Origin of the sequence: Edaphobacter paludis, assembly GCF_039993895.1 — a bacterium.
GTDB classification, from domain to species: domain Bacteria; phylum Acidobacteriota; class Terriglobia; order Terriglobales; family Acidobacteriaceae; genus Edaphobacter; species Edaphobacter paludis.
Genome location: NZ_CP121194.1, coordinates 422,112 through 444,248, shown reverse-complemented (window position 1 = coordinate 444,248; position 22,137 = coordinate 422,112). Strand labels below are relative to the sequence as shown.

Sequence of the window (22,137 nt, the reverse complement as noted above, 5' to 3'; positions counted from 1 at the left end):
TAAGAGAGTTAATATGCCTGAAAACAATACTCGCGATACCGTCATCCTCGGTTCCGGCTGCTCCGGACTGACCGCCGCCATCTATGCCGCCCGCTCAAACCTCAAGCCTCTGGTCCTCGAAGGCCACGAGCCTGGCGGCCAGTTGTCCATCACCACGCTGGTCGAGAACTTCCCCGGCTGGCCTGATGGCATTCAAGGCCCCGAGCTGATTGAAAACATGAAGAAGCAGGCGGTCCGCTTCGGCGCAGAGCTGCGCATGGCGCATCTTGCCTCAGTCGATCTGACCAAGCACCCTTTTGAGCTGAACCTCGGAAACGAGATCATCCATACTCGGACGCTCATCATCGCCTCCGGCGCAAGCGCCCGCTGGCTGAACCTGCCGTCGGAGCAGGCCCTGATCGGCCACGGTGTCAGCTCCTGCGCCACCTGCGACGGCTTCTTCTTCTCGGGCAAGGAGATCGCTGTCATCGGTGGCGGCGACTCGGCCATGGAAGAGGCGCTGTTTTTGACGCGGTTTGCGTCGAAGGTCACGCTGATCAATCGCAGCGAGCACTTTCGCGCCTCAAAGATCATGCTCGAGCGCGCGGTCGCTCATCCAAACATCGAGTTCCTCTCCAGCACAACGGTCGAAGAGGTGCTGGGCGTTGAAGAAAAGGACGTAAAAGGATTGCGGTTGAAGAACCGCGTCACCGGCGACGAGTTCATTCTGCACGTCTCAGCCATGTTTCTTGGCATCGGACACATTCCCAATGCATCCGCTTTCAAGGGAATGCTCGACCTCGACGAGGACGGCTACATCCTGACGCAGAATAACGTCTTCCCGACGCTGAACGGAGAGCCGCTGCCCGGAGTGTATGCCTGCGGCGACATTCAGGACCGCCGCTATCGACAAGCCATTACCGCCGCGGGGTCAGGCTGCATGGCCGCGCTCGAAGTAGAAAAGTATCTGGAAGAGCACGGCAGATAAGACAGAACCATGTCAATCGCCGATAATCTCGCCCACCTGCACGACCAGATCGCTGAAGCGTGCCGCCGAAGCAGTCGTTCAGAGAGCGAAGTCGCTTTGATGGCCGTAAGCAAGGTTCATCCGGTAGAGGTCATTCTGGAGGCCTACGCCGCAGGTCAGCGGCTCTTTGGCGAGAACCGCGTGCAGGAGTTTCAGGAGAAATCGCAGCATCTGGCTGGACTCAGCGATGCCAGCTTCCATCTCATCGGGCCGCTGCAATCGAACAAGACGAACCGTGCAGCAGAGCTTTTTGATGCCGTGGATACGGTCGACTCGCTCAAGATCGCGCAGCGGCTCAGTAGTGCTTGTACCGCACTGAACAAGAAGATGCCAGTGCTGGTTGAGGTGAAGCTGAGCCACGAAGAGTCGAAGCATGGGCTGGCTCCGGAAGAGTTGCCGGAGTTGCTGGCTGCGATGGAAGTGCTTGCCTCGATTGAAGTGGTCGGGCTGATGACTGTTCCTCCATGGTCCGAAGACGCCGAAACGGCGCGGCCTTATTTTCGCGAGCTGCGGAGGCTTCGCGATGAGTCGCGGAAGATGCATCCAGCACTTACTCAATTGTCCATGGGGATGTCGAACGACTTTGTTGTTGCGATTGAAGAGGGCAGCACCTGTGTCCGCGTGGGAACCGCACTCTTCGGCAAGCGGGTGTATCCGGCATGAGCGAAGAATTCTCACCTTTCGTGCAGGATGTTGGCGACGGCTGCACGCTCTCCGTGCGTGTTCGCCCCGGTGCCCGGAAAAACGACGTTGCGGGTATCCATGCTGGCGCGGTGAAGATCTCGCTGACTACGCCGCCGGTGGATGGGCGCGCCAACGAGGCTTTGATTGAGTTCATTGCGGATTTGCTGCGAGTTCCGCGAGCGCGCATCGCCATTCTTTCCGGCGTGACGAGCCGAATGAAACTGCTTCGCATCACAGGAAAAAGCGCGGCTGAGGTTCAGGCCGCGCTCTTTCCCATTGAACTTTGCTGACTACTTGAAGGTCACTTTCGCGGTGGGAGCGATGGTGATTCCCTGCCCTTCTGATGCTGTGATCTTTACGTTGCTTCCGGTTACGGTTGCGTATGCGATCGCCATTCCTTTTTTCGCTTGAATGTCGATGTTTTTCATGACGAGGTCCTTTACGGGAGCCTCCGGCAAGCCGATGACGACGCCTGCCCAGGCGCTGTTGACTGACTTGACGTTCTCGATGGTGATGTTGTGAAAGTGGGGCGTGAGGCGCTGGACGGGCTCCGCCGCAACTTCACCTTGAGGAAGCGCCTTGGGGTAGTACTCGCTGATGAGGATCGAGGTCTTCACGTTCTCCATCGTGATGTCCTTGAAGGAGATGTTGCTGACGTCGTTGCCACGGTCGCGGTTGGCTTTGATGCGGATGCCTTGATCGGTGCCGTTGAAGTGGATGCGTTCGGCGTGAATGTTCTGTGCACCGCCAGCGATCTCGCTGCCGATGGAAAGGCCGTGACCATGCATGAAGTCGCAGTCGGTGATGGTGATGTTCGTGCTTGGCGCGTCGGGGCCGGGAGAGTTGATCATTCCGCTCTTGATGGCGATGTTGTCGTCACCTACGTCGGCGTAGACGTGGTCGATGACGACGTTGCTGGAGCTGAAGGGATCGATGGCATCGGTGTTCGGTGAGTGCTGCGGCGCGAGGATGCGCACATTGCGGATGACGACATCGTAGGTGTAGTAGGGAACGATCTGCCAGTAGGGCGAGTTTTGAACGGTGACGCCTTCGATGCGGATGTGTTTGCAGTGGTCGAAGACTACGCCTCGGGGGCGGGAGTTTTCGCTGCCGAGGACGCCGGCGTTCTTCTGGGTTCGTGCCAGGGCCCACCAACTAGCTCCGTTGCCGTCGATGGTGCCGCCGCCGGTGATGGCGATGTCTTCTGCGTTGGTTGCGCCGACGAGAGACTGGTAGCCGGGACCGCGGAACTCCGTCTTTGCAGGGTAGTCGGCGTGGTCAGGGGAGCCCAGCAGCGTTGAGCCCTTGGCGATGTCGAGGGTGATGTGGTTTTTGAGGACGATGGGAGCGGAGAGGAAGGTTCCGCCGGAGAGCTTGACGGTACCGCCGCCCGCCTTCGCGCAGTCGTCAATCGCTGACTGTATGGCCTGAGTGTCCTTCGTCGTTCCATCTGCCTTGGCGCCGTAGGTGCGGGCGTCGCAGACTCTGGGCGCTGCCATTGCGGGGAGGGCGATGCCTGCCATCAGCCCTGCTGCTGTGACTGCCACAAACCGAATGCCGCCGATTTTCATGCCTTCTCCGATGCGCGCATTGCGCTCTTCGGAATACTACCTGCAATTGGTCTTACCACGCTTGCGGTGATCTGTTTTCTTATCTGGGGTACCCCCCTCCCCCGTACCTTAATCGCAAAGTATTTAGATTCAACAACTTGAAACTTAAGGTACAAAGCTAAAGTCTTGATTCCAAATTGCTTACAGGCAAAGTCTTCTATCGAAAGGAGTTAGGCCGATACCGGCTCTTTCCCTGCTTTTCTGCTGCTTTAATTGTAGCCATTTGGGCAGAACTGATTTGCAGGTTGGGGTAATTTATTTTAAGCGGTGGAAGTTGTTTATTTTGTATCATTTGAGAGAATTTTGCCTCGTTTTTGGGCACGGGGCGGCTTGACAGCATTTTTTCGTCAACGGCTACAGGGAAGTACTGAAAACCGCTTACGGCGGAACTAGAGCATTTTCCCTACAGGCGTAGTTGTGCGAGCCGAGGAGAAACACAGATTCCCTACGGGAATGGCAACAAAAGAGCAAAATATTGAGTTCTTCAGCAGCCTGGTCAGGAGCTTTATTCCTGTACTACGGCTTTGACCAGGTTGCGGGGATTGTCTACGTCGATGTTGCGGCCTATGGCCATGAAGTAGGCGAGCAGTTGCAGCGGGACGACTTCGTAAAGGGGGGCGATGTACTCGGCGCAGGGGGGGATGGTGATGGTGTGAGTGCTGAGTTCGGCGATGCGGGTGTCGCCCTGGTTGACGATGGAGAGGACGACGGCGCCCTGCTTACGCATGTCGCGAAGGAGGTTGACGGTCTTTTCGTAGCGCAGGAGAGAGTCGGGCGCGCGGGGGTCGCTGGTAGCGAGGACGACGAGCGGGGTATTGGAGTCGATGAGGGCGTTGGGGCCGTGCTTGAGCTCGCCGGTGGGGTAGCCCTCGGCCTGGATGTAAGAGGACTCCTTGAGCTTGAGCGCACCTTCGCGGGCGATAGGGTAGTGGACGCCGCGGCCGAGGAAGAGAAAGGATTCGGCTGACTGGATCTGGGGGGAGAGGTCGGCGAGCTGCGACTCCCATTGCGGGAGAATAGCCTGCATGGCGGCGGGAACGGCTTGTATCTCTTCGAGGTGGGATTCGACGACGGCGCGGGTCATGCGGCCACGGATGCGGGCGGCGAAGAGGGAGAGGAGCGAGATCACCGTAAGCTGCGTGGTGAAGCTCTTGGTGGCGGGGACGGCGCGTTCGATACCGGCCATGGTGGGCAGAGAGCAGCTTGCCAGTTTTGCCATGGTCGATTCGGGCTTGTTGGTGATGGCGATGGTGGAGGTGCCGCGGGCGATGGCTTCGCGGAGAGCCTCGGAGGTGTCGGCGGTCTCGCCGGACTGCGAGATGGCGAGGAAGCAGGGATTTTTGAGGGTGTGGGTGGAGCGATAGATGTACTCGCTGGCGTACTCGACGTCGACGGGGATTCCGGCGAGGTCTTCGAAGAGGATTTCGCCGACGAGACCGGCGTGACGGCTAGAGCCGCTGGCGGAGATGAGCAGACTCTCTTTGCCGACGAGGGCCTGGAGCGCGGTGCGGAAGGTGTCCTCGCGGAGGCAGTTGTCTTCGGTGTAGGCGGTAAGGGTGTCGGCGATGGCGTTGGGCTGCTCGAAGATCTCGCGGAGCATGGCGTGGGGGAAGGTTTTGTTTTGCGGAAGCATGGTTGGGCACACCCCTTCTGTATCTTCTAGTTATAAATGAGTGCTGTGGAGAGAGTGGTTCATTCAAAACCGTTGGAGTTGCAGCGCGGACTGTCGACCAGTTCGGCGCTGGGACTGAACGTGATCGACATGGTGGGGGTGGGCCCGTTTATAACGCTGCCGCTGATTGTGGGTGTGATGGGCGGGCCGCAGGCGATGCTGGGATGGGTGCTGGGGGCGCTGCTGTCGCTGTGCGATGGGTTGGTCTGGAGTGAGTTGGGTACGGCTTATCCGGAGGCCGGGGGATCGTATGCGTATCTGAAACATCTTTATGGCGAGCGCGGATGGGGGCGCGCGTTCTCGTTTCTTTATGCGTGGCAGTTGCTGTTCAGTGCTCCGCTTTCGATTGCTTCGGGGTGCATTGGGTTTTCGCAGTATGTTTCGTTCTTTGCGCCGAATGCGGGGCATGCTTTTTTTTCGGCGCGGTGGCTGGGGGTTCCGATTGTACTGAGTGGGCAGACGCTGATTGCGATGGCGGCGTGCTCGGTTGCGGTGGTGGTGCTGTATCGCAGCATTGTGAAGATCGACAGGATTGTGCGCTGGCTGGGACTGGTGGTGGTGCTGACGCTGGTGCTGATTATTGTGGCCGGGTTTCTGCACTTCGATGCGCATCGGGCGTTTGATTTTCCTGCGGGCGCGTTCCATCTGAATGGCGCTTTCTTTGTGGGGCTGGGAGCGGGGATGCTGATCTCGGCCTATGACTACTGGGGTTATTACAACGTGTGCTTTGTGGCAGGAGAGGTGCGTGATCCGCAACGGACGATTCCGCGAGCGGTGCTGGGAGCGATTGCGATTGTAGCCACGCTTTATCTGCTGATGAATGTGAGTGTGCTGGGCGTGCTGCCGTGGCGAGAGCTGGCCGCCGATACGGACAGCCATGCGCGGATGTTTACGATGGCCGTGTTTATGGAGCGGCTGTATGGGCATACCGCCGCAGGCGTGGTGGTGGTGTTGATCGCGGTGGCAGCGCTGGCTTCTGTGCTGGCTTTGCTGCTGGGGTATTCGCGGATTCCATTTGCGGCGGCGCGGGATGGGAACTTTCCGGCATGGTTTGGGGCGGTGCATGAGAAGCACCGGATTCCGCAGCACTCTCTGCTGACGCTGGGTGCGATGACGATGGCCTGCTGCATCTTTCGATTGCAGGAGGTGATTACGACGCTGGTGGTGGTTCGGATTCTGTTTCAGTTTCTGCTGCAGGGGTTGGCAGTGTTGCTGCCAGAGCATCGGCGCGAGCGGAAGCTGCGGGGGTTCAGGATGCCGCTTTATCCGCTGCCGGTTTTGCTGGCGCTGGGTGGATTTGTGTTCATTTTGTTTTCGCGGCCTAACTTTGCACGAGAGATGCGGACGGCGGGTTTGATTTTGCTTGCGGGGGCGTTGGTTTATGGAGTGCGTTTTTTTGCGGGGCGGGCTGCAAGAGCAAAGGTTTAACGATTTAGTATTCGCAATTTTATTGCTTTTCATCATTGCGACCAGCTAAATTGGCAAGGTGGATTTTATCCCCTCGAAAGCTGGTGTGGAACCTATGTCGCGAAAGATGCTGCCTCTATATGCGGGCTTAGTTGCAACTGTGTCGGTAATGTTGTGGACGCCTGCGGGAGTGGCGCAGGCGAAGCCGGTGTATATGGACTCTTCGCTGCCAGTGGCTCAGCGCGTGGATGACCTGGTGGGCAAGATGACGCTGGCGGAGAAGGTCTCGCAGATGCAGAATCATGCCGTAGCGATTCCGCGGCTGGATGTGCCGGAGTATGACTGGTGGAGCGAAGGGCTGCATGGAATTGCGCGGTCGGGCTATGCGACGGTGTTTCCGCAGGCGATTGGGCTGGCGGCGACGTGGGACATTCCACTGATGCATCAGGTGGCTACGACGATTTCTACCGAGGCTCGCGCCAAGAATGCGGAGGCGCTGCGGCACGACAATCACAGCATCTATTTCGGGTTGGATATCTGGTCGCCGAACATCAATATCTTTCGCGATCCGCGCTGGGGGCGCGGGCAGGAGACTTATGGCGAAGATCCTTTTCTGACTTCGCGGCTGGGGGTGGCGTTTGTCGAAGGGCTGCAAGGAGACGATCCGCACTACTACAAGACGATTGCCACGCCGAAGCACTATGTTGTTCACTCGGGGCCGGAGAGCACGCGGCATACGGCGAATATCGATGTCTCACCGCATGATCTTGAAGACACCTATTTGCCGGCGTTTCGTGCGACAGTGAAGGAGGCCAAAGCGGGGAGCGTGATGTGCGCCTATAACGCGATTGATGGCGAGCCCGCTTGCGCGAATACGTTTCTGCTTTCGGATATGCTGCGCAAGACCTGGGGCTTCAAGGGGTATGTGACGTCGGACTGTGGTGCGATTGGGGACGTTGCCGAGGGACATAAATTTGCTCCGGATATGGAACATGCTGCGGCGGTCTCGGTGAAGGCGGGGACGGATACAAGTTGCGGCGATGAGTATGCCAGCCTGACCAAAGCGGTGAAGGATGGACTGATCTCGGAGGCAGAGATCGATCAGTCGGTGAAGCGGTTGTTTACGGCACGGTTCGAGCTGGGACTGTTTGATCCAGCGGCGAAGGTGGCTTATGCGCGGATACCTTTTTCTGAAGATGACTCGGTGGCGCATCGCGAGTTGGCGCGAGTGGTGGCGGAGAAGTCGATGGTGCTGCTGAAGAACGATGGCATTCTGCCGCTGAAGAAAGACGTGAAGACGATTGCGGTGATTGGGCCGAATGCGGCTGCGCTGGCGGCCATCGAGGGGAACTATAACGCGATTCCGTCGCATCCGATATTGCCGCTGAGTGGGATGGAAGCGAAGTTTGCCGGGCGGGCGAGGATTCTTTACGCACAGGGGTCGCCTTATGTTTCGGAGCTGATGGTGCCCGTGCCGCGGACTTTACTGCATCCGGCGAAGGGGAGCGCAGCGTTTGGGCTGAAGGGAGAGTACTTCGACAATATCGAGCTGACGGGCAAGCCTATGGTTACGCGAGTGGACCAGCAGGTGGACTTTGACTGGAACGCGGCCGCTCCTGTGCCTGAGGTGAAGGCGACGGAGTTTGGCGTGCGCTGGACGGGGACGATCACGCCTCCGGTGCCGGGCAAGTATGAGTTCAGCTTTCGCAGGGATGCGAAGGGAGCGCGGGTCTTTCTCGATGGCAAGCAGGTCACCGAAGAACAGGCACAGGGGAAGAAACATTCGCGAAGGGGGGAGCCGTTTGTGCTGGACCTGAGCGATGGGCAGGCACATGATCTGCGGATTGAGTACTCGCATCATGCGTCTTTGTTTGACGCGGGGCTTTCGCTCGAGTGGAAGCCGCCTGTCGAAGCTGAACGTGCAGAGGCAGTGAAGATAGCGAAGCAGGCTGACATTGTGGTCGCGTTTGTTGGGCTTTCGCCGAATCTTGAGGGCGAAGAGATGCCGGTGCATGTCGAGGGCTTTGATGGGGGCGACCGCACTGAGATTGAACTGCCAGCCGTGCAGAAGGAAATGCTGGAGGCAGTGGCTGCGACGGGCAAGCCTGTGGTCGTAGTGCTGATGAATGGCAGCGCGCTGGCCGTGAAGTGGGCGAAGGACAATGCGGCTGCGGTTCTGGAGGCGTGGTATCCAGGCGAAGAAGGCGGCGCTGCGATTGCCAATACGCTGGCGGGTGATAACAATCCTGCGGGACGGTTGCCGATTACATTCTATGCAGGGACGAAGGAGCTTCCACCGTTCGATGACTATTCGATGGCGAAGCGGACTTACCGCTACTTTACTGGGAGCACGCTTTGGGGCTTTGGGTATGGACTTAGCTACTCGAAGTTCAAGTGGAACGATGTGAAGCTGTCGGCGGAGAAGCTGACGGCGGGCGAACCGTTGACGCTGGATGCCGAGGTGGAGAATACCGGCTCGGCGAAGGGAGATGCGGTTTCGGAGATTTACCTGAAGGCCCCGGCTTCGGCCACCGCTCCGATTCATTCGCTGGTGGGGTTTGTGCGGACTCCACTGGATGGCCATGCGCGGCAGCATGTGCATGTGGTGATCGATCCTCGCAGCCTGAGCACGGTGGCGGCGGATGGAAAGCGCAGCATCGAGGCTGGAGAGTATTCCATCTTCGTTGGTGGAGCTCAGCCGGACGCGGACGAAGGCGGAGTAACCAAGCAGTTCACCATTGTCGGCTCGAAGGCACTGCCTCGGTAAGGGGGGTTTCCTGCGATGTATCGAGGCCCCTGTCTCGCATGATTTCAATGCGGCGGGGGCCTTTTTGTCGGTCGATATTATAAGGAAAAGTTCGTGGTAGATAGTTATTCTGCATTCATGTAAGTTGCGGGTAGAATCCTCTACTGAAGGCCGTAGCGGTTGGAGTGGTTGCGAAAATCTTTGGAAGTTACCGGTAACCACGTCGCCGGTTGAGGTACTGAGCCATGGGGAAGCAATACATTCTGGCGCTCGATCAGGGGACGACGAGTTCGCGGGCGATGGTGATCGACGGCGCGGGCAATGTGGTGTCCATTCGGCAGCGGCCGTTCAAGCAGATCTTTCCCAAGCCGGGATGGGTGGAGCACTCGCCTACCGAGATTTGGTCTTCGCAGAGCGGCGTGGCGACTGAGACGCTGGCGGCGGCGGACCTGACGGAACGTGATATTGCGGCCATTGGGATTACGAACCAGCGCGAGACGACGGTGCTGTGGGACCGCGAGACCGGTGAACCGGTCTATAACGCGATTGTGTGGCAGGACAGACGGACTGCGGAGTTCTGCGATACGCTGCGGAGCCACGGCAATTCCGAGATGATTCAGGCCAAGACAGGCCTCTTGCCGGATGCTTATTTTTCCGGAAGCAAATTGAATTGGCTGCTGAATAACGTGCCCGGTGCGCGGGACCGGGCGATAGCCGGGAAGCTGGCCTTCGGCACGGTCGATAGCTGGTTGATATGGAAGCTGACGCAGGGCGAAAGGCACGTTACGGATGCGACGAATGCTTCGCGCACGATGCTCTTCAACATCCATACGCTGGAGTGGGATGAGGAACTTTTAAAGCTGCTGGATATTCCTCGGGCTGTGCTGCCGGAGGTAGTTGCTTCGAGTGGCCATTGCGGAACGACGAAGGGAATTTTAGACGGGATCTCCATTGCCGGAATTGCGGGAGACCAGCAGGCGGCACTGTTTGGACAGATGTGCAGCGAGCCCGGGATGGCGAAGTGCACGTTCGGCACAGGGAGCTTCATGCTGATGAATACCGGCACAAAGCCCGTGACCTCGCAAAATAAATTGCTGACGACGATTGCGTGGAAGATTGGCGACACGGTGGAGTATGCGCTCGAAGGCAGCATGTTGATGGCGGGCGCGGTAGTGCAGTGGCTGCGAGACGAGTTGCAGATGATTCGCACTTCGGCGGAGATAGAGGAGCTGGCCGCTTCGGTTCCAAGCACGAATGGGGTGGTGCTGGTGCCGGCGTTCGCGGGATTGGGCGCACCGCACTGGGACCAATATGCTCGGGGCGCGATGCTGGGAATGACGCGAGGGACTTCGCGAGCGCATATCGCAAGGGCGGCGCTGGAAGGGATTGCGTTGCAGGCGATGGATGTTCTGGAGGCAATGCAGACGGACTCGGGCCTGCCGCTGGCACAGTTGCGGGTAGATGGCGGAGCTTCAGCGAATAATCTGCTGATGCAGATTCAGGCGGATGTGCTGGGAATTGACGTGGTCCGTCCGAAGAATGCGGAGGCGACCGTGCTGGGCGCGGCTTATCTCGCAGGGCTTGCGGTGGGATATTGGCCGGACAAGGAGACGATTGCGCGGCAATGGCAGATAGACCGCGTGTTCAAACCGCAGATCGATGCCGAGGCGAGACGCAAGGTGAAGGCCACGTGGCACAGGGCATTGGACCGTGCCCGCGATTGGGCTGGGGAGACACAGGATTGAGCGAGAGATCTGAGATATTACGACGGCTCGGAGAACAGAGTGAGCCGTGGGACGTGGTGGTCATTGGCGGTGGCGCCAGCGGACTGGGCGCGGCGGTCGAGGCTGCTTCGCGAGGCTATCGCACGGTACTGGTGGAGCGGTTCGATTTTGCCAAGGGAACCTCGAGCCGCAGCACGAAGCTGGTGCATGGCGGGGTGCGGTATCTCGAGCAACTGAATATCACGCTGGTGATGGATGCCCTGCGGGAGCGCGGGCACATGCTGCGGAATGCGCCGCACCTTGTCCACAATCTGCAGTTCGTGGTGCCGGCGTTCGACTACTTCTCGCTTCCCTACTATGGATTTGGCCTGAAGGTTTATGAGCGGATGTCGGGACGGCTTTCGCTGGGACCGTCGAAGCTGCTTTCGCGGAAGCGGACGGTGGAGATGCTGCCGGGGATCGCCGATGCGGGGCTTCGCGGCGGCATTCTGTATCACGATGGACAGTTCGACGATGCGCGGTATGCGATCTCCCTGTTGCGAACGTTTGAAGATCTGGGTGGTACGGCGATCAATTATGTCGAGGCGACTGGGCTGTTGAAGCAAGGCGGCAAGATCGTTGGAATTCAGGCACGCGAGTGCGAGGAAGATGTCCGGTTCGATTTGCAGGCAAAGGTTGTCGTCAATGCCAGCGGCGTCTTTACGGAAGAGATTTTGGCCATGGACGGGGTGGCGGCCGAGTCGCTGCTGGCCGTGAGCCAGGGGACACATTTTGTCCTGCCTCACTCCTTTTTGCCCGGTAACGTAGCATTGATGATTCCAAAGACGGCGGATGGGCGAGTGCTGTTCGCTATACCGTGGCATGAATCGACGATTGTGGGTACGACGGATGTGCCGGTAGCTGCAGCTTCCGTAGAGCCGCGCTCGATGGCCTCGGAGAGGACGTTTTTGCTTGAGCATATTGCCCGTTATTTCGGGCGCAGGCCGGAGACCGGAGAGATTCGCAGCATGTGGTCGGGGCTGCGGCCGCTTGTACGCAAAGGCGGCGGCAAGACGTCGAAGCTCTCGCGCGACCATACAATTCTGGTTTCGAAGTCCGGGCTGGTGACGGTGACGGGCGGCAAATGGACCACCTATCGACGCATGGGTGAGGACACGATCAACCAAGCTGCTGAAGTTGCCGGACTTGCAAAGACAACTTCGCGGACCCCGGACCTGAAGCTGCATGGATGGACGGATAGATCGGGTGGTATGGCGGAGGCGGAGCGGGTCTATGGCGCCGACCTGCCGTTGCTTCAAAGCCTGGCGGAGAACGATGCAGCGCTGGATGGGCTTCTGCATCCGCGGCTTCCCTACCGGCTGCGTGAGGTGGTTTGGGGGGCACGATTTGAGATGGCTCGGACAGTGGAGGACGTGCTTGCGCGGCGGACGCGGGCGCTCTTTCTGGATGCGCGGGCGGCAATGGAAGCGGCCCCCGTTGTCTCGGCTCTGCTGGCTAAGGAATTAGGCAGAAGCGACGCGTGGCGAGAGAGAGATTTGCAACAGTTTTTAGATTTGGCAAAAGGGTATATCTACCGGGAAGACTAAGTCTGCATAACGGAATGTCGATTACCGATGGATTTCATGCCTGGGTTATTTTGATTCTCCGCTCAATGCGCGAACATGGGCGGGAAGATAGGGCCGAACCAGATACTGATAGACACCGCCGCCAACTACGCCACCGATAAGCGGGCCGACAACGGGCACCCACCAATAGTTTTCTGGTGACGGGAAAGCAGAACTACCCCAGCCGGTCACGAAGCAAAAGAGCCTTGGTCCAAAGTCGCGCGCGGGATTGAGTGCCCATGCTTCGAGATATCCCATGGATGCGCCGATCAGAGCGACGAGCAGGCCGATGATGAGCGCGCCAGAGTTCGCGCCGGGCGCCATCTCGTTATAGCTTTCGGTGATGGCAAAGATGCCAAAGATCAAAAATGCGGTGAGGATGATCTCATCGCTGAAGGCGTGCATGGGTGTAATCGCCAAACCGGGATGAGTGAAGAAAACACCGGCAGCGCCTCCAGCGGCACGGGTAAGGTGCGAGATCTGGTTGAAATGATCGATGACGGGGGAATAGAGGACATAAACGAGGGAAGCTCCCAGCACTCCTCCCACCACCTGGGCAATGCAGTAGGGGATCACCTTGGCCCACGAGAATTTCCTGTAGAGAGCCAGCGCGAGTGTGACTGCCGGATTTGCGTGCGTGCCGGAGACCGATCCCGTCGCATAGATTGCGATGGTGACTGCCAGCCCCCACGCAATGCACACGCCCCAGTAGGCATTCTGATAGGGACTGGGGGAATAGAGGGTATACATGCCGGCAACGGAGTCGCCGAACGCAATAATGATGAAGACTGCTATCGCCTCTGCAATCAGTTCTCCGACATATTGTCGCTTCATCTACTGGTCCTCTTCTTCAAGATCGTAGCAATCAATCATCGACTATTTACTTATTGCTTAGACCGTACCTTCGCTTAGAACAAGTGCAACCGCGCTACGGAGGCGAGCGGCGTTACCGTCGTAGGCGGGGCGAAGGATGGGGGATTTCGAGAGCGAATGCTTTCGCATCTCCGCTTCGACGATAGGACCGAAGCTATGCCAGACTCCAGTGATATCTCCTACAACAACAATTTCCTTGGGGGCGAGCGCGGAGGCGATCATGCGGAGCCCTCTCCCTATCTGAACCGCGGTCTTTTCAAGCGCGCTGATCGCCTTTTTATTTCCGCCCTGGGCTAGTTTGAGCACATGATCAAAGCCGGTGGCGGGAGCGGAGGGGGAGAGGTCGTTGTAGTAGCGAATGGCGGCGCGGTTGGAGGCGAGCGTCTCCCAGCAACCGTGGTTACCGCAGGCGCAGAGTGGACCGTCGGGATCAATCTGGACGTGACCAAACTCCCCCGCCATGCCGTTGTTGCCGCGTAGAAGCTGGCCGTTGGCGAAGATTCCGGTGCCAATTCCTTCAGAGACATTGACGACGACGAGATCATGACCGTCGCTATCGCCGAACCAAACCTCGGAGAGGGCACAGGCGTTGGCTACGTTGTCCATCTCGACACGGAGGTTAGTGGCCCGCTGGATGCGGGATTTGATACTAAGGACCGGCCAGTTGAGGTTCGGCGCGAAGATGAGCTTTTGGAGTTGGAGGTCGGTGCGGCCCGGCAGGCAAATACCAATGCCGTCGAAGGATTTCTCTTTGTGTGCGGCGATGAGCTTGCGGATGCCGGAGACGATCGCAGAGAGGGCCCTACCGGCATCGGCCGGAAGCACGATGACGTTCTGAGCGATGATCCTGCCGCCAAGATCCGCGACGGCAACGGTAGTCTGGGCAGGATGAATGTCGAGGGCTATGACGGCGCGCTGATCATTGAGCTGAATGAGTGTGGGACGGCGGCCACGGGGAAGACGGCCTGTTGCGCCCTCCAATATCCAGCGATCTGTGATTAGCTCTTCGACGATGAGAGAGACGGTGCTTCGCTGGAGGCCGGAGAGGCGGGCAAGATCAGCACGAGAGACCGACGGTCGCGTGCGAATGAAATTAAAGAGCAGGTTCCGGTTGATTTGCCGGGGAGTTTTATTGGAGGCGGTCTGTTTACCGTCAAAGATAAAGTGCTGCATAGTTGGATTTATTCCGCCCAGATATGCCGCTCTCGTCAGCCGGCGATCTGTTCATTCACAGTGATTCGTCAACGAATTTAGTGTGTAGCCTTTATACCATCGGAATTCGGGATTGCTACATAGAGAGACGGGCGAATTAATGCAGCTTCGTTTCAGAGGCTTGCGGGAAGACCAAAGTCCCGCCATATATAGAGTAATGCGCCGCAATGAACCGCCATTCGAGACGTTCATTGCGGCGTGGAGAATTGATACAGATCAATGACTCATTTACAGAGTTCCTGAATCCTGGAGCTCCTTCTTCATGCCTGCCCAACTGATGCGGGTGGATTCCTCGTGAGTGGGAGCGCCATGCCAATGGGTTTCAAGGCTGACAGCTCCGCGATAGCCACTGTTCTTGAGTGCGCGGAATTGCGCGGCCCAATCGATGAACCCCTTGTCGACCGGCGACCATACGATCTTGCCATCGGGTCCTTTGATGGCATTCTTAACGTGGCAGTGAAGTATCCGGTGCTTCGGCAACAGATCCCATCCCTTGGGGAAGGCATCGAGTTCGCCGAGCATCACCGCATTGCCTGGGTCCCAATTGAGACCGAAATGGCGAGAGGGCACAGCCGCGAGGGCGCGGGCCGCCTCGGGTCCGCTTGCGGTATTGCATTCCATCTCATTTTCCAGCACCAGGAGAACGCCATGCTTGCCGCAGACCTCCGCAGTCTCCTGGAGCTTGTTGTCGATGGCGGCGCGATAAGGCTTTACATCATCCAGACGCCAGAAATCGAAGCAGCGGATCTTGTCGGTCTTAAAACGCTTTGCAAGTGCGATGTATTTGGTGAGCAGGTCGTCCTGCTGCTTAAAATTATCGTTAGAACCAAAGTCATGCTTCGAGCCGAATTTAGACTGTGGTGCACCTGGCCAACCGACCTTGAAGAGCGGGCTGGCCATGTCGGTTACGCCGAGATTGTATTTCGCAAGGATCTTCTGCGCCTCAGCGAGTTGATCGTCGGAGAGATCGTGCAGGCCCTTTCCCCACATGCTGCGAATCTCGACCCACTGCAGACCGAAATCCTTGGAGATGACCGAACAGGCATGGTCAAAGTCGGGCGATATTTCATCGCTGATAACAGAGATTTTGAATGGCGATTTGGGCACCATGGCAAAGAGCGGCTTCGCAGCGCAAGCAGCAGCCGCGGCAGCTCCTGCACCGGCGATAAAATTACGTCGTGAAAAACCTTCCATGTTGAATTCCCCTCTATTCTTCTGACTCGGTTCAAATCAATTGGTTTGCTTAGGCTGGAGAGTGGGGCCATCTCGTACGGAGATGGCCCGTTGTCCTCAACTACCAAGCGCCGATGCGGCAAGGACGCTGCACTCGAAACAATTGCTAAAACGTTACCTTGCCAGCCAACTCGATTACACGATTACCGGTGGCTCCGCCATTGGAGCCATCGATATGACCGAAGTCGGCGTTTGTAATGCTGTTGCTCGGATTGCCAAACTGCGGTGTGTTGGTAATGCTGAAGGCTTCTCCACGAAGTTCCAGATTCACTCGCTCCGTAATGGGGAATTTACGGAAGGCAGACGCATCGAGATTGAAGAACCCTGGTCCAACATAGGCATTCTGCCCCGTGTCTCCGTATGCCGCAGTAGTCGGCTGACTGAATACCGAGGTATCAAACCATGCATTGCTGGTACCGATTCCCTTGAGCTTGTGGAAAGAACCATTGATATTTGCTACCTGAGTGTTGCTCGGAGCATTCAAGCTGGCACTGCTGGCGGTGACCGTGAAAGGTGTTCCCGTTTCGAGCGACAGGACACCGCTCACTTGCCATCCTCCTGCGATCCAGCTTGCAACCCCGCTATTCAGCCATTTCTTTCCTCTTCCGAAGGGAAATTCATAGATGGCACTTTGCACGAAGGTATGTGTTCGGTCATTCGCCAGTCTCGAATAGTTACGGGAGAAGTCTATGTAGAAGTTGGTGCCACCCACTCCCGATCCATTAGAACTTACAAAACCAAGCCCCTTCTGGTAGGTGTAAGCACTGGTAGCAGAGAGGCCGTTGGTGTAGCGATGCTCCAGCTTTACCTGAAGGGAGTTGTAGTTCGAGCCTGTTTGCTTAAAGACGGTGCTTGATGCGGTTCTGCCAAACGGAGCATACTCTGGCTGTCCCTTAGCACCGGCACCGGCAACGAGACCTGCGTTAAGGTTGTAGTTTTGCGCCTGGCCCACACCTACGTTGCCGACATACGCGACATCCAATACGAATCCCGATGGCAGCGCACGCTGTACTGCGGCGTTCCAGGATTCGACATATGGCGCCTTCCAGTTCAAATTAATAACGTTGTATGCCTGCTGAGGCGCGTTGGTGATGATGCCATTTGCAGGTATGGCGGCAAGCAGGGGAGCAGGAAAACCTGCGGCCATGGAGGCAGGAGTGCCGTTTGGTTCCACTGCCTGCGTGTAACTGCTCAAAGACTGAAACGCGTTGTTCTGCTTGAGTGGATAGTTTGTGGCATAGGTATTGAGATTGTCCGGATAGGACTCATAACTCATTCCATATCCGCCCCGGACTACGGTTTTGTCATTCATCCGATAGGCAAAGCCAAGGCGAGGAGCAAAGTACGTATACCGAGTCTTCATGCCCAGGTTCATCGGATTCTTCCCGATACCCGCGATGATGAGCGAGTTCGTCGAAGGATCGTAGTTCGAATAATCTCCGGCTTGGCGCGGCGTAGGGGGAACATACAGCTCCCAACGAAGTCCATAGTTCAAAGTGAGTTTGGAGCTGGCCTGCCATGTGTCTTGTGCGTAAGCGAAGACCTGTGTCTCTCTCCAGGACGCATCCTTAACACCTACATCTCTGCCCACCTGATTGGGATCATCTATCAAGAAGCTGGCGAGATCATTTGCCTGACCGGTTTTGGGACCATTCTTCAACGCCGTCTGGCCATCACGATATTGGAAGTTGCCTCTTTGACCGAAGACCTGTCCCTGAATCAAGTCGTCACGAACCCGGCGTACCTCCGCTCCAAACTTGAGTCCATGGTTTCCCTGGACTTTAGTCCAATTGTTTACGACGTCGATGTTTGTTTCTCCCCGATCCCAGGGATACGAAGCGCTGGTGCCAACGATAGGGCTGGAGTATCCCCCGATATCGATACTGGCGAGACCGCTCGTAGCAGCATCAACGTTTACTCCCGGAATGCCGACGGCAGCTGAGGCACTGGTTCCATAATCAAGATTCCTGGCGGTGTTCCTGTAATGATTCAACCCCAGTCTGAGCTCTGCCAGCAATGCGGGCGAAAAAACATGGGTATAGTTGGCAGCCGTGTTGTATGCGGCCTGAGTGCCACGTGCGTTGGTGGCTCCCTGGGCGGGCCCGCCTGCCATACCAAATAGAGCTGACTGGACCTGGTTCACCTTTTGATAGCTATATCGGATCGACAAGTGATCTTCGCCGCGAAGATTCTCGTCGCCCTTGACGTCAAAGGAGTTTGTATCTCGAGTGTAGTGAGTCACGCCAGTATAGTTATTTGTGGTTCCGGCTCCAGGCACATTCGGGAGCGGAACGAGCGCCAGAATCTTGTTTGCGATAGGACTGATTCTTGCAGGATCGATAACGTTCGCCCGGCCCTGATAGCTAAATTGGCTGCGGTTTGTTCCGTCCGCATTTCCTGTCATTGGATCGTAGATTTTATTCGGTGAAGCACTGAAATCACCGGCACGATTAGCTGCAGTGGGTACGGTCAGCGTGTTGAACTGCCCCTGGTGATCGCTGACATGCAAAAAATCCCCGAAGATAAATAACTTATCGTGGATGATCGGACCGCCAACATTCCCGCCATAGTAGTTATATGTGCTTACCGGATTCGGACCGCTCTGAAAGTAGTTTTCGGCAGCCAAAGCGCTGACGCGATTGAACTCATAGGCCGCGCCATGAAAGTCGTTCGTGCCGGACTTCAGGATGACATCCGTCACCGCTCCACCGACGCGTCCAAATTCCGCCTGATAGTTCGCGGTCGATACGCTTACGCTTTGGATCGCTTCGCTGGGCGGGATAAGCACCTGAAGAAGACCCGAGCGCTCATTGTCATCCACGCCTTCGATTTCGGTGTTGTTGGCAAGGCGCGACTGGCCATTGACCTCGGTCGAAAGTGAGGCAGCAGCATTGAAGAAGGTCGAATGCTGAAAGTGGGGCTTCGTGGCTCCCGGAACCAGAGCAAGCAATCCCTGAAAGTTGCGATTCGTCCCGAGGGGAAGGTCTTCTGCCTGCTTTGAGGAAATATCGATCCCAACGTCTGCGCGATCGGTCTTCAAGACATCAGGCGCTGCGCTGACAGTCACACTCTCTGTCGCGGAGCCGAGAGCAAGTGTCAGGTCAACACGGACGCTGGTGTTTACCACGACAGAGACATTCTCGGTCTTAGCTTGCTTGAAACCCTGCTCTGCTGCGGTAACCTCATAAGTCCCAGGCTGAATGGCCTCGAAGTCATAATTACCACTGGCATTGGTCTGCGTCGTTTTGCTGGCGCCGCTCTTGACCTCGGTTATTGTCACCGTTGCGCCGGGAACCGAAGCTTTGGTCTGGTCCGTGACCGTTCCCAGCAAATTTGCATTCACGGCCTGACCGAAAACGAAAATTGAGGAACTCAAGAATAGAAGAATGGCGATACAGTTGAGAATTTTATTGCGATTCACGAAGCCTCCGGCAAATGACCGGGCGATGTACGCGCCGGTAAAAAATTATTGTTTGAAGAACGAACGAAACACTATCAGGTAGGACCCACCAATAGCAACAGAAATAATCTGGGCCTAACCATCCGCCTGATTCTGCTCGAGATGATGCTGGACTAGCTTGCATATGCGGAGGTAGGATGCCCAACATGAGCCTTTCCATGACCCGTCGCAACCTGTTTCGTGGAGGCGCGGCGCTAAGCGCCTCAGCCCTTCTTTCCAACTCTGCATTCGCCTTCGCGGGCGAGACTAAGCCAGCGTCTTCCCTGCCGATACGGTTGGGAATTGCCAGCTACACCTTCAGAAAATTCGACCAGGCGCACCTGATCGACTTCATGAAGCAACTCAAAACTCCTTATTTGAATTTGAAAGACACTCATCTTCCCATGACTCCGGCTGACCAGGTGGCCACGAGGGCAGCAGAGTACAGGGCCGCGGGAATGACTCTCACAGCAGTTGGCACGGTCTACTTCAAGGAAGACACTGACGATGATGTCCGCGCGAAGTTTGAGTATGCGAAGGCTGCGGGCGTGTCTCTAATCGTTGGCGCGCCGACGCACCAGGTGCTACCAAGGATGGAAAAATTTGTGAAGGAATACAACATCCGGGTCGGCATCCATAACCATGGCCCCGAAGATAAAGAATGGCCATCGCCGCTGACCGTGCTGGACGCGGTGAAGAATATGGACCATCGCATAGGCTGCTGTATTGACGTGGGCCACACCATGCGGACAGGAACAGACGTAGTTTCGGCGATTCGTAAAGTTGGGCCGCGACTGTTCGACATCCACATGAAAGACCTCGCCAACAGCACCGAAAAGGAAAGCCAGGTTGCGGTGGGCGATGGATTGATGCCCATACGTCAGATATTCCAAGCCCTGATTGATATGCATTATCCAGGGGACGTCGATCTGGAGTATGAGATCAACGGGGACGATCCAATGCCGGGAGTCATCAAAAGCTTCGCTTATATGCGCGGAGTGCTTGCGGGTATGGGTTATAAGGGCTAGGTTGCCCTGCAGCCACTAAACGTCGGCGATTCTTAAAGCATTGTGGCGCATCAGAGCAGCTAAATCGATATAGACACACAATAGTGCGTGCTTGCTACTTTGTGCCGTATGCGGTCGGAGCCTTGGGTTGAGACCTTCCGACCGCACACGCTTTCTCTTCTACTGAGAGACGCGGAGAAAAAGAACGCCATGCCCGGGCACTGTAACCGCGTAAGGCGCGCTGATGGTGCCAAGATCCTTGGAGAGCCAAAGATCTTTGGCCTTGACTGGTCCGCTAAATCCAAGCCTGGCGAAGTCAACTTGCGTCGTCATTGCAGAAGGATGCCGGTTAAAGACGCCAACTGCCTTCGAGCCGTCAGCCAAAGGCTTCGTCCAGATTTCGATGGGGCCTTCGGCACTTACGCGGTCGCCCTGCTTTCCGGCTGCATCCTGATCGACAGCAATGACATCGCGATTGGTCAGAATCGCAATGGTCTCTGGAGTCATCGTTGTCAGGTCATTACCCGCCAGTAGCGGCGCGGCAAGAATCGCCCAGAGTGCCATGTGCTGTCGATACTCCTCCGCCGTCATGCCTCCGTTTCCAACCTCCAGCATGTCAGGGTCGTTCCAATGGCCAGGACCGGCAAAGCGTGACAGTCCAGCTTGGCCGAAACCAATCTCCGCCATGCGGGCGTAGTGGTCGTTGATGTCGCCGGTGGTGCGCCAGAGATTGCCACCGACGGTCGTACCCCATCGCCAGACGGCATCGTTGCCATATTGGCAAAGGCTGTACACGATGGGTCGCCCGGTACTGCGCAGCGCGTCACGCATTTTGATATAAGAGTCCACCATGATTTTGTTGGCGGTCTCGGGTGTCGGTGCAGCTTTCATCTGGTCGCGCAGCCCGCACAGATCGTATTTCAAATAATCGATCCCCCACGCGGCGTAGGTCCGGGCATCCTGCAGTTCGTGGCCATAGCTGCCCTCGAACTTAGCGCAGGTCGTTGTCCCGGGCGAAGAGTAAATGCCGAGCTTCAAACCTTTACTATGAACGAAGTCAGCGAGCGCCTTCATATCGGGGAACTTGCTGTTGGGCTGAATATTGCCCTTCGCGTCGCGCGTTCCTTGCCAGGTATCGTCGATGTTGATGTAGATGTAACCGGCATCCCGCATACCGGTTGAGACCATCGCCTCTGCCTGAGCGCGGATCGTCGCGTCATCCACGTTGCGGTGAAAATGGTTCCAACTGTTCCACCCCATCGGGGGCCGCGCGGCGAGGCCGTCTTGCTGTGCAGGAGCAAACCCTGGGATAAAGAACAAGAGCGATGCCAGAACAATGCATGTAAGACGTGTTCTAGAGAGCGTCATTGAAAGAAAGACTCCTGAAGGGGGGTTCGGTCTGCTAAAAAGCAGCCGCGAGGACAGTGAGTCTTATACGTCAACTCAAGAAGGAAGGCAATTCGCTATTTCAACAATGGAAATAACTTTCCGTATACCTATGTCACGAATCAGATCAAACTCAAGGAAGCGAGCCTCTTTCCGGCAGGATAGGTGTCCTGACTTTAATCCGCTCTCTTTCGTTGCGGCATATAAATTTGGATACGCGAGAGCATATACCTCCGCCAGCAAGTTATAATCACAAGAGCCGAAGCACAATCGCAACAAGAGACGGAGAGTTGGCCGAGTGGCTGAAGGCGGCGGTTTGCTAAACCGTTATAGGGTCAAAAACTCTATCGGGGGTTCGAATCCCCCACTCTCCGCCAGTCCTGCAATAAATTCAGTAAAACAGCTAAATTGTTGAAAAATGGTGGCAAGATTTAGTCCTATAGTCGCCTCATTCGCCCCGACTCCCCAGCCTCCCCGGTTTTGTAGGACTAAGCGGACTATGTGGGACTAAGGTCTTTCTCTCGACAAACACCC

General features: G+C 56.8%; 15 protein-coding genes and 1 tRNA gene. 9 read left to right on the top strand and 7 right to left on the bottom strand.

Translation table 11 applies throughout. The annotated features are described in order from the left end of the window. Positions 1-13: 13 nt before the first annotated feature. The 3 genes from trxB to P4G45_RS01465 are packed head-to-tail and all read left to right on the top strand — an operon-like array spanning position 14 to position 1,980. On the top strand, positions 14-967 hold the full coding sequence (gene trxB / locus P4G45_RS01475) for a thioredoxin-disulfide reductase (protein WP_348267927.1): 954 nt from the start codon (positions 14-16) through the stop codon (positions 965-967). Between the two features lie 9 nt (positions 968-976). After that, on the top strand, positions 977-1,669 hold the full coding sequence (locus P4G45_RS01470; RefSeq protein WP_348267926.1) for a YggS family pyridoxal phosphate-dependent enzyme: 693 nt from the start codon (positions 977-979) through the stop codon (positions 1,667-1,669). Beyond that, entirely contained in the window at positions 1,666-1,980 is a 315-nt protein-coding gene (locus tag P4G45_RS01465; RefSeq protein ID WP_348267925.1) for a DUF167 domain-containing protein, read from the top strand. Before P4G45_RS01470 ends, P4G45_RS01465 begins: the two co-directional genes overlap by 4 nt. On the opposite strand, the gene P4G45_RS01460 is transcribed toward P4G45_RS01465, so the two are convergent. Further along, a complete protein-coding gene (locus P4G45_RS01460; protein WP_348267924.1) occupies positions 1,981-3,261 on the bottom strand; it encodes a glycoside hydrolase family 28 protein in 1,281 nt (426 codons plus the stop codon). A gap of 544 nt (positions 3,262-3,805) precedes the next feature. Continuing rightward, the gene (locus P4G45_RS01455; RefSeq protein WP_348267923.1) at positions 3,806-4,933 is read right to left on the bottom strand and encodes an SIS domain-containing protein; all 1,128 of its coding nucleotides are present in this window, start codon (positions 4,931-4,933) and stop codon (positions 3,806-3,808) included. A gap of 54 nt (positions 4,934-4,987) precedes the next feature. Here P4G45_RS01455 and P4G45_RS01450 point away from each other — a divergent pair, with 54 nt between their 5' ends. The 4 genes from P4G45_RS01450 (at position 4,988) to P4G45_RS01435 (ending at position 12,435) form a co-directional block, all read left to right on the top strand. After that, positions 4,988-6,400 (top strand): APC family permease, encoded by a 1,413-nt coding sequence (locus P4G45_RS01450; RefSeq protein WP_348267922.1) that lies wholly within the window; start codon positions 4,988-4,990, stop codon positions 6,398-6,400. 94 nt (positions 6,401-6,494) lie between these two features. Next, complete coding sequence (locus P4G45_RS01445) at positions 6,495-9,146, top strand: glycoside hydrolase family 3 C-terminal domain-containing protein (RefSeq protein WP_348267921.1); 2,652 nt, start codon at positions 6,495-6,497, stop codon at positions 9,144-9,146. A gap of 224 nt (positions 9,147-9,370) precedes the next feature. Continuing rightward, positions 9,371-10,870, top strand: coding sequence for a glycerol kinase GlpK (gene glpK / locus P4G45_RS01440; RefSeq protein ID WP_348267920.1), 1,500 nt, complete (start codon positions 9,371-9,373; stop codon positions 10,868-10,870). Then, positions 10,867-12,435, top strand: a complete 1,569-nt coding sequence (locus tag P4G45_RS01435; RefSeq protein WP_348267919.1) for a glycerol-3-phosphate dehydrogenase/oxidase — start codon at positions 10,867-10,869, stop codon at positions 12,433-12,435. The genes glpK and P4G45_RS01435 overlap by 4 nt, the downstream gene beginning before the upstream one ends. A 45-nt stretch (positions 12,436-12,480) precedes the next feature. On the opposite strand, the gene P4G45_RS01430 is transcribed toward P4G45_RS01435, so the two are convergent. From P4G45_RS01430 to P4G45_RS01415, 4 genes are all read right to left on the bottom strand, one after another. Then, the gene (locus P4G45_RS01430) at positions 12,481-13,287 is read right to left on the bottom strand and encodes an MIP/aquaporin family protein (RefSeq protein ID WP_348267918.1); all 807 of its coding nucleotides are present in this window, start codon (positions 13,285-13,287) and stop codon (positions 12,481-12,483) included. Between the two features lie 57 nt (positions 13,288-13,344). After that, the gene (locus P4G45_RS01425) at positions 13,345-14,499 is read right to left on the bottom strand and encodes an ROK family transcriptional regulator (protein ID WP_348267917.1); all 1,155 of its coding nucleotides are present in this window, start codon (positions 14,497-14,499) and stop codon (positions 13,345-13,347) included. A 267-nt stretch (positions 14,500-14,766) separates the two neighbouring features. Then, positions 14,767-15,732: a sugar phosphate isomerase/epimerase family protein gene (locus P4G45_RS01420; RefSeq protein WP_348267916.1), complete on the bottom strand. Its 966-nt coding sequence runs from the start codon at positions 15,730-15,732 to the stop codon at positions 14,767-14,769. A gap of 145 nt (positions 15,733-15,877) precedes the next feature. Beyond that, on the bottom strand, positions 15,878-19,192 hold the full coding sequence (locus P4G45_RS01415; protein ID WP_348267915.1) for a carboxypeptidase regulatory-like domain-containing protein: 3,315 nt from the start codon (positions 19,190-19,192) through the stop codon (positions 15,878-15,880). A gap of 185 nt (positions 19,193-19,377) precedes the next feature. On the opposite strand from P4G45_RS01415, the gene P4G45_RS01410 reads away from it, so the two are divergent. Beyond that, positions 19,378-20,238, top strand: a complete 861-nt coding sequence (locus tag P4G45_RS01410; RefSeq protein WP_348267914.1) for a sugar phosphate isomerase/epimerase — start codon at positions 19,378-19,380, stop codon at positions 20,236-20,238. Positions 20,239-20,397: 159 nt separating this feature from the next. Here the strand turns inward: P4G45_RS01410 and P4G45_RS01405 are convergent, their stop codons facing one another. Further along, entirely contained in the window at positions 20,398-21,585 is a 1,188-nt protein-coding gene (locus P4G45_RS01405) for a glycoside hydrolase family 27 protein (protein ID WP_348267913.1), read from the bottom strand. A gap of 302 nt (positions 21,586-21,887) precedes the next feature. On the opposite strand from P4G45_RS01405, the gene P4G45_RS01400 reads away from it, so the two are divergent. Beyond that, a tRNA-Ser gene (locus P4G45_RS01400) sits at positions 21,888-21,980 on the top strand. Positions 21,981-22,137: the final 157 nt, after the last annotated feature.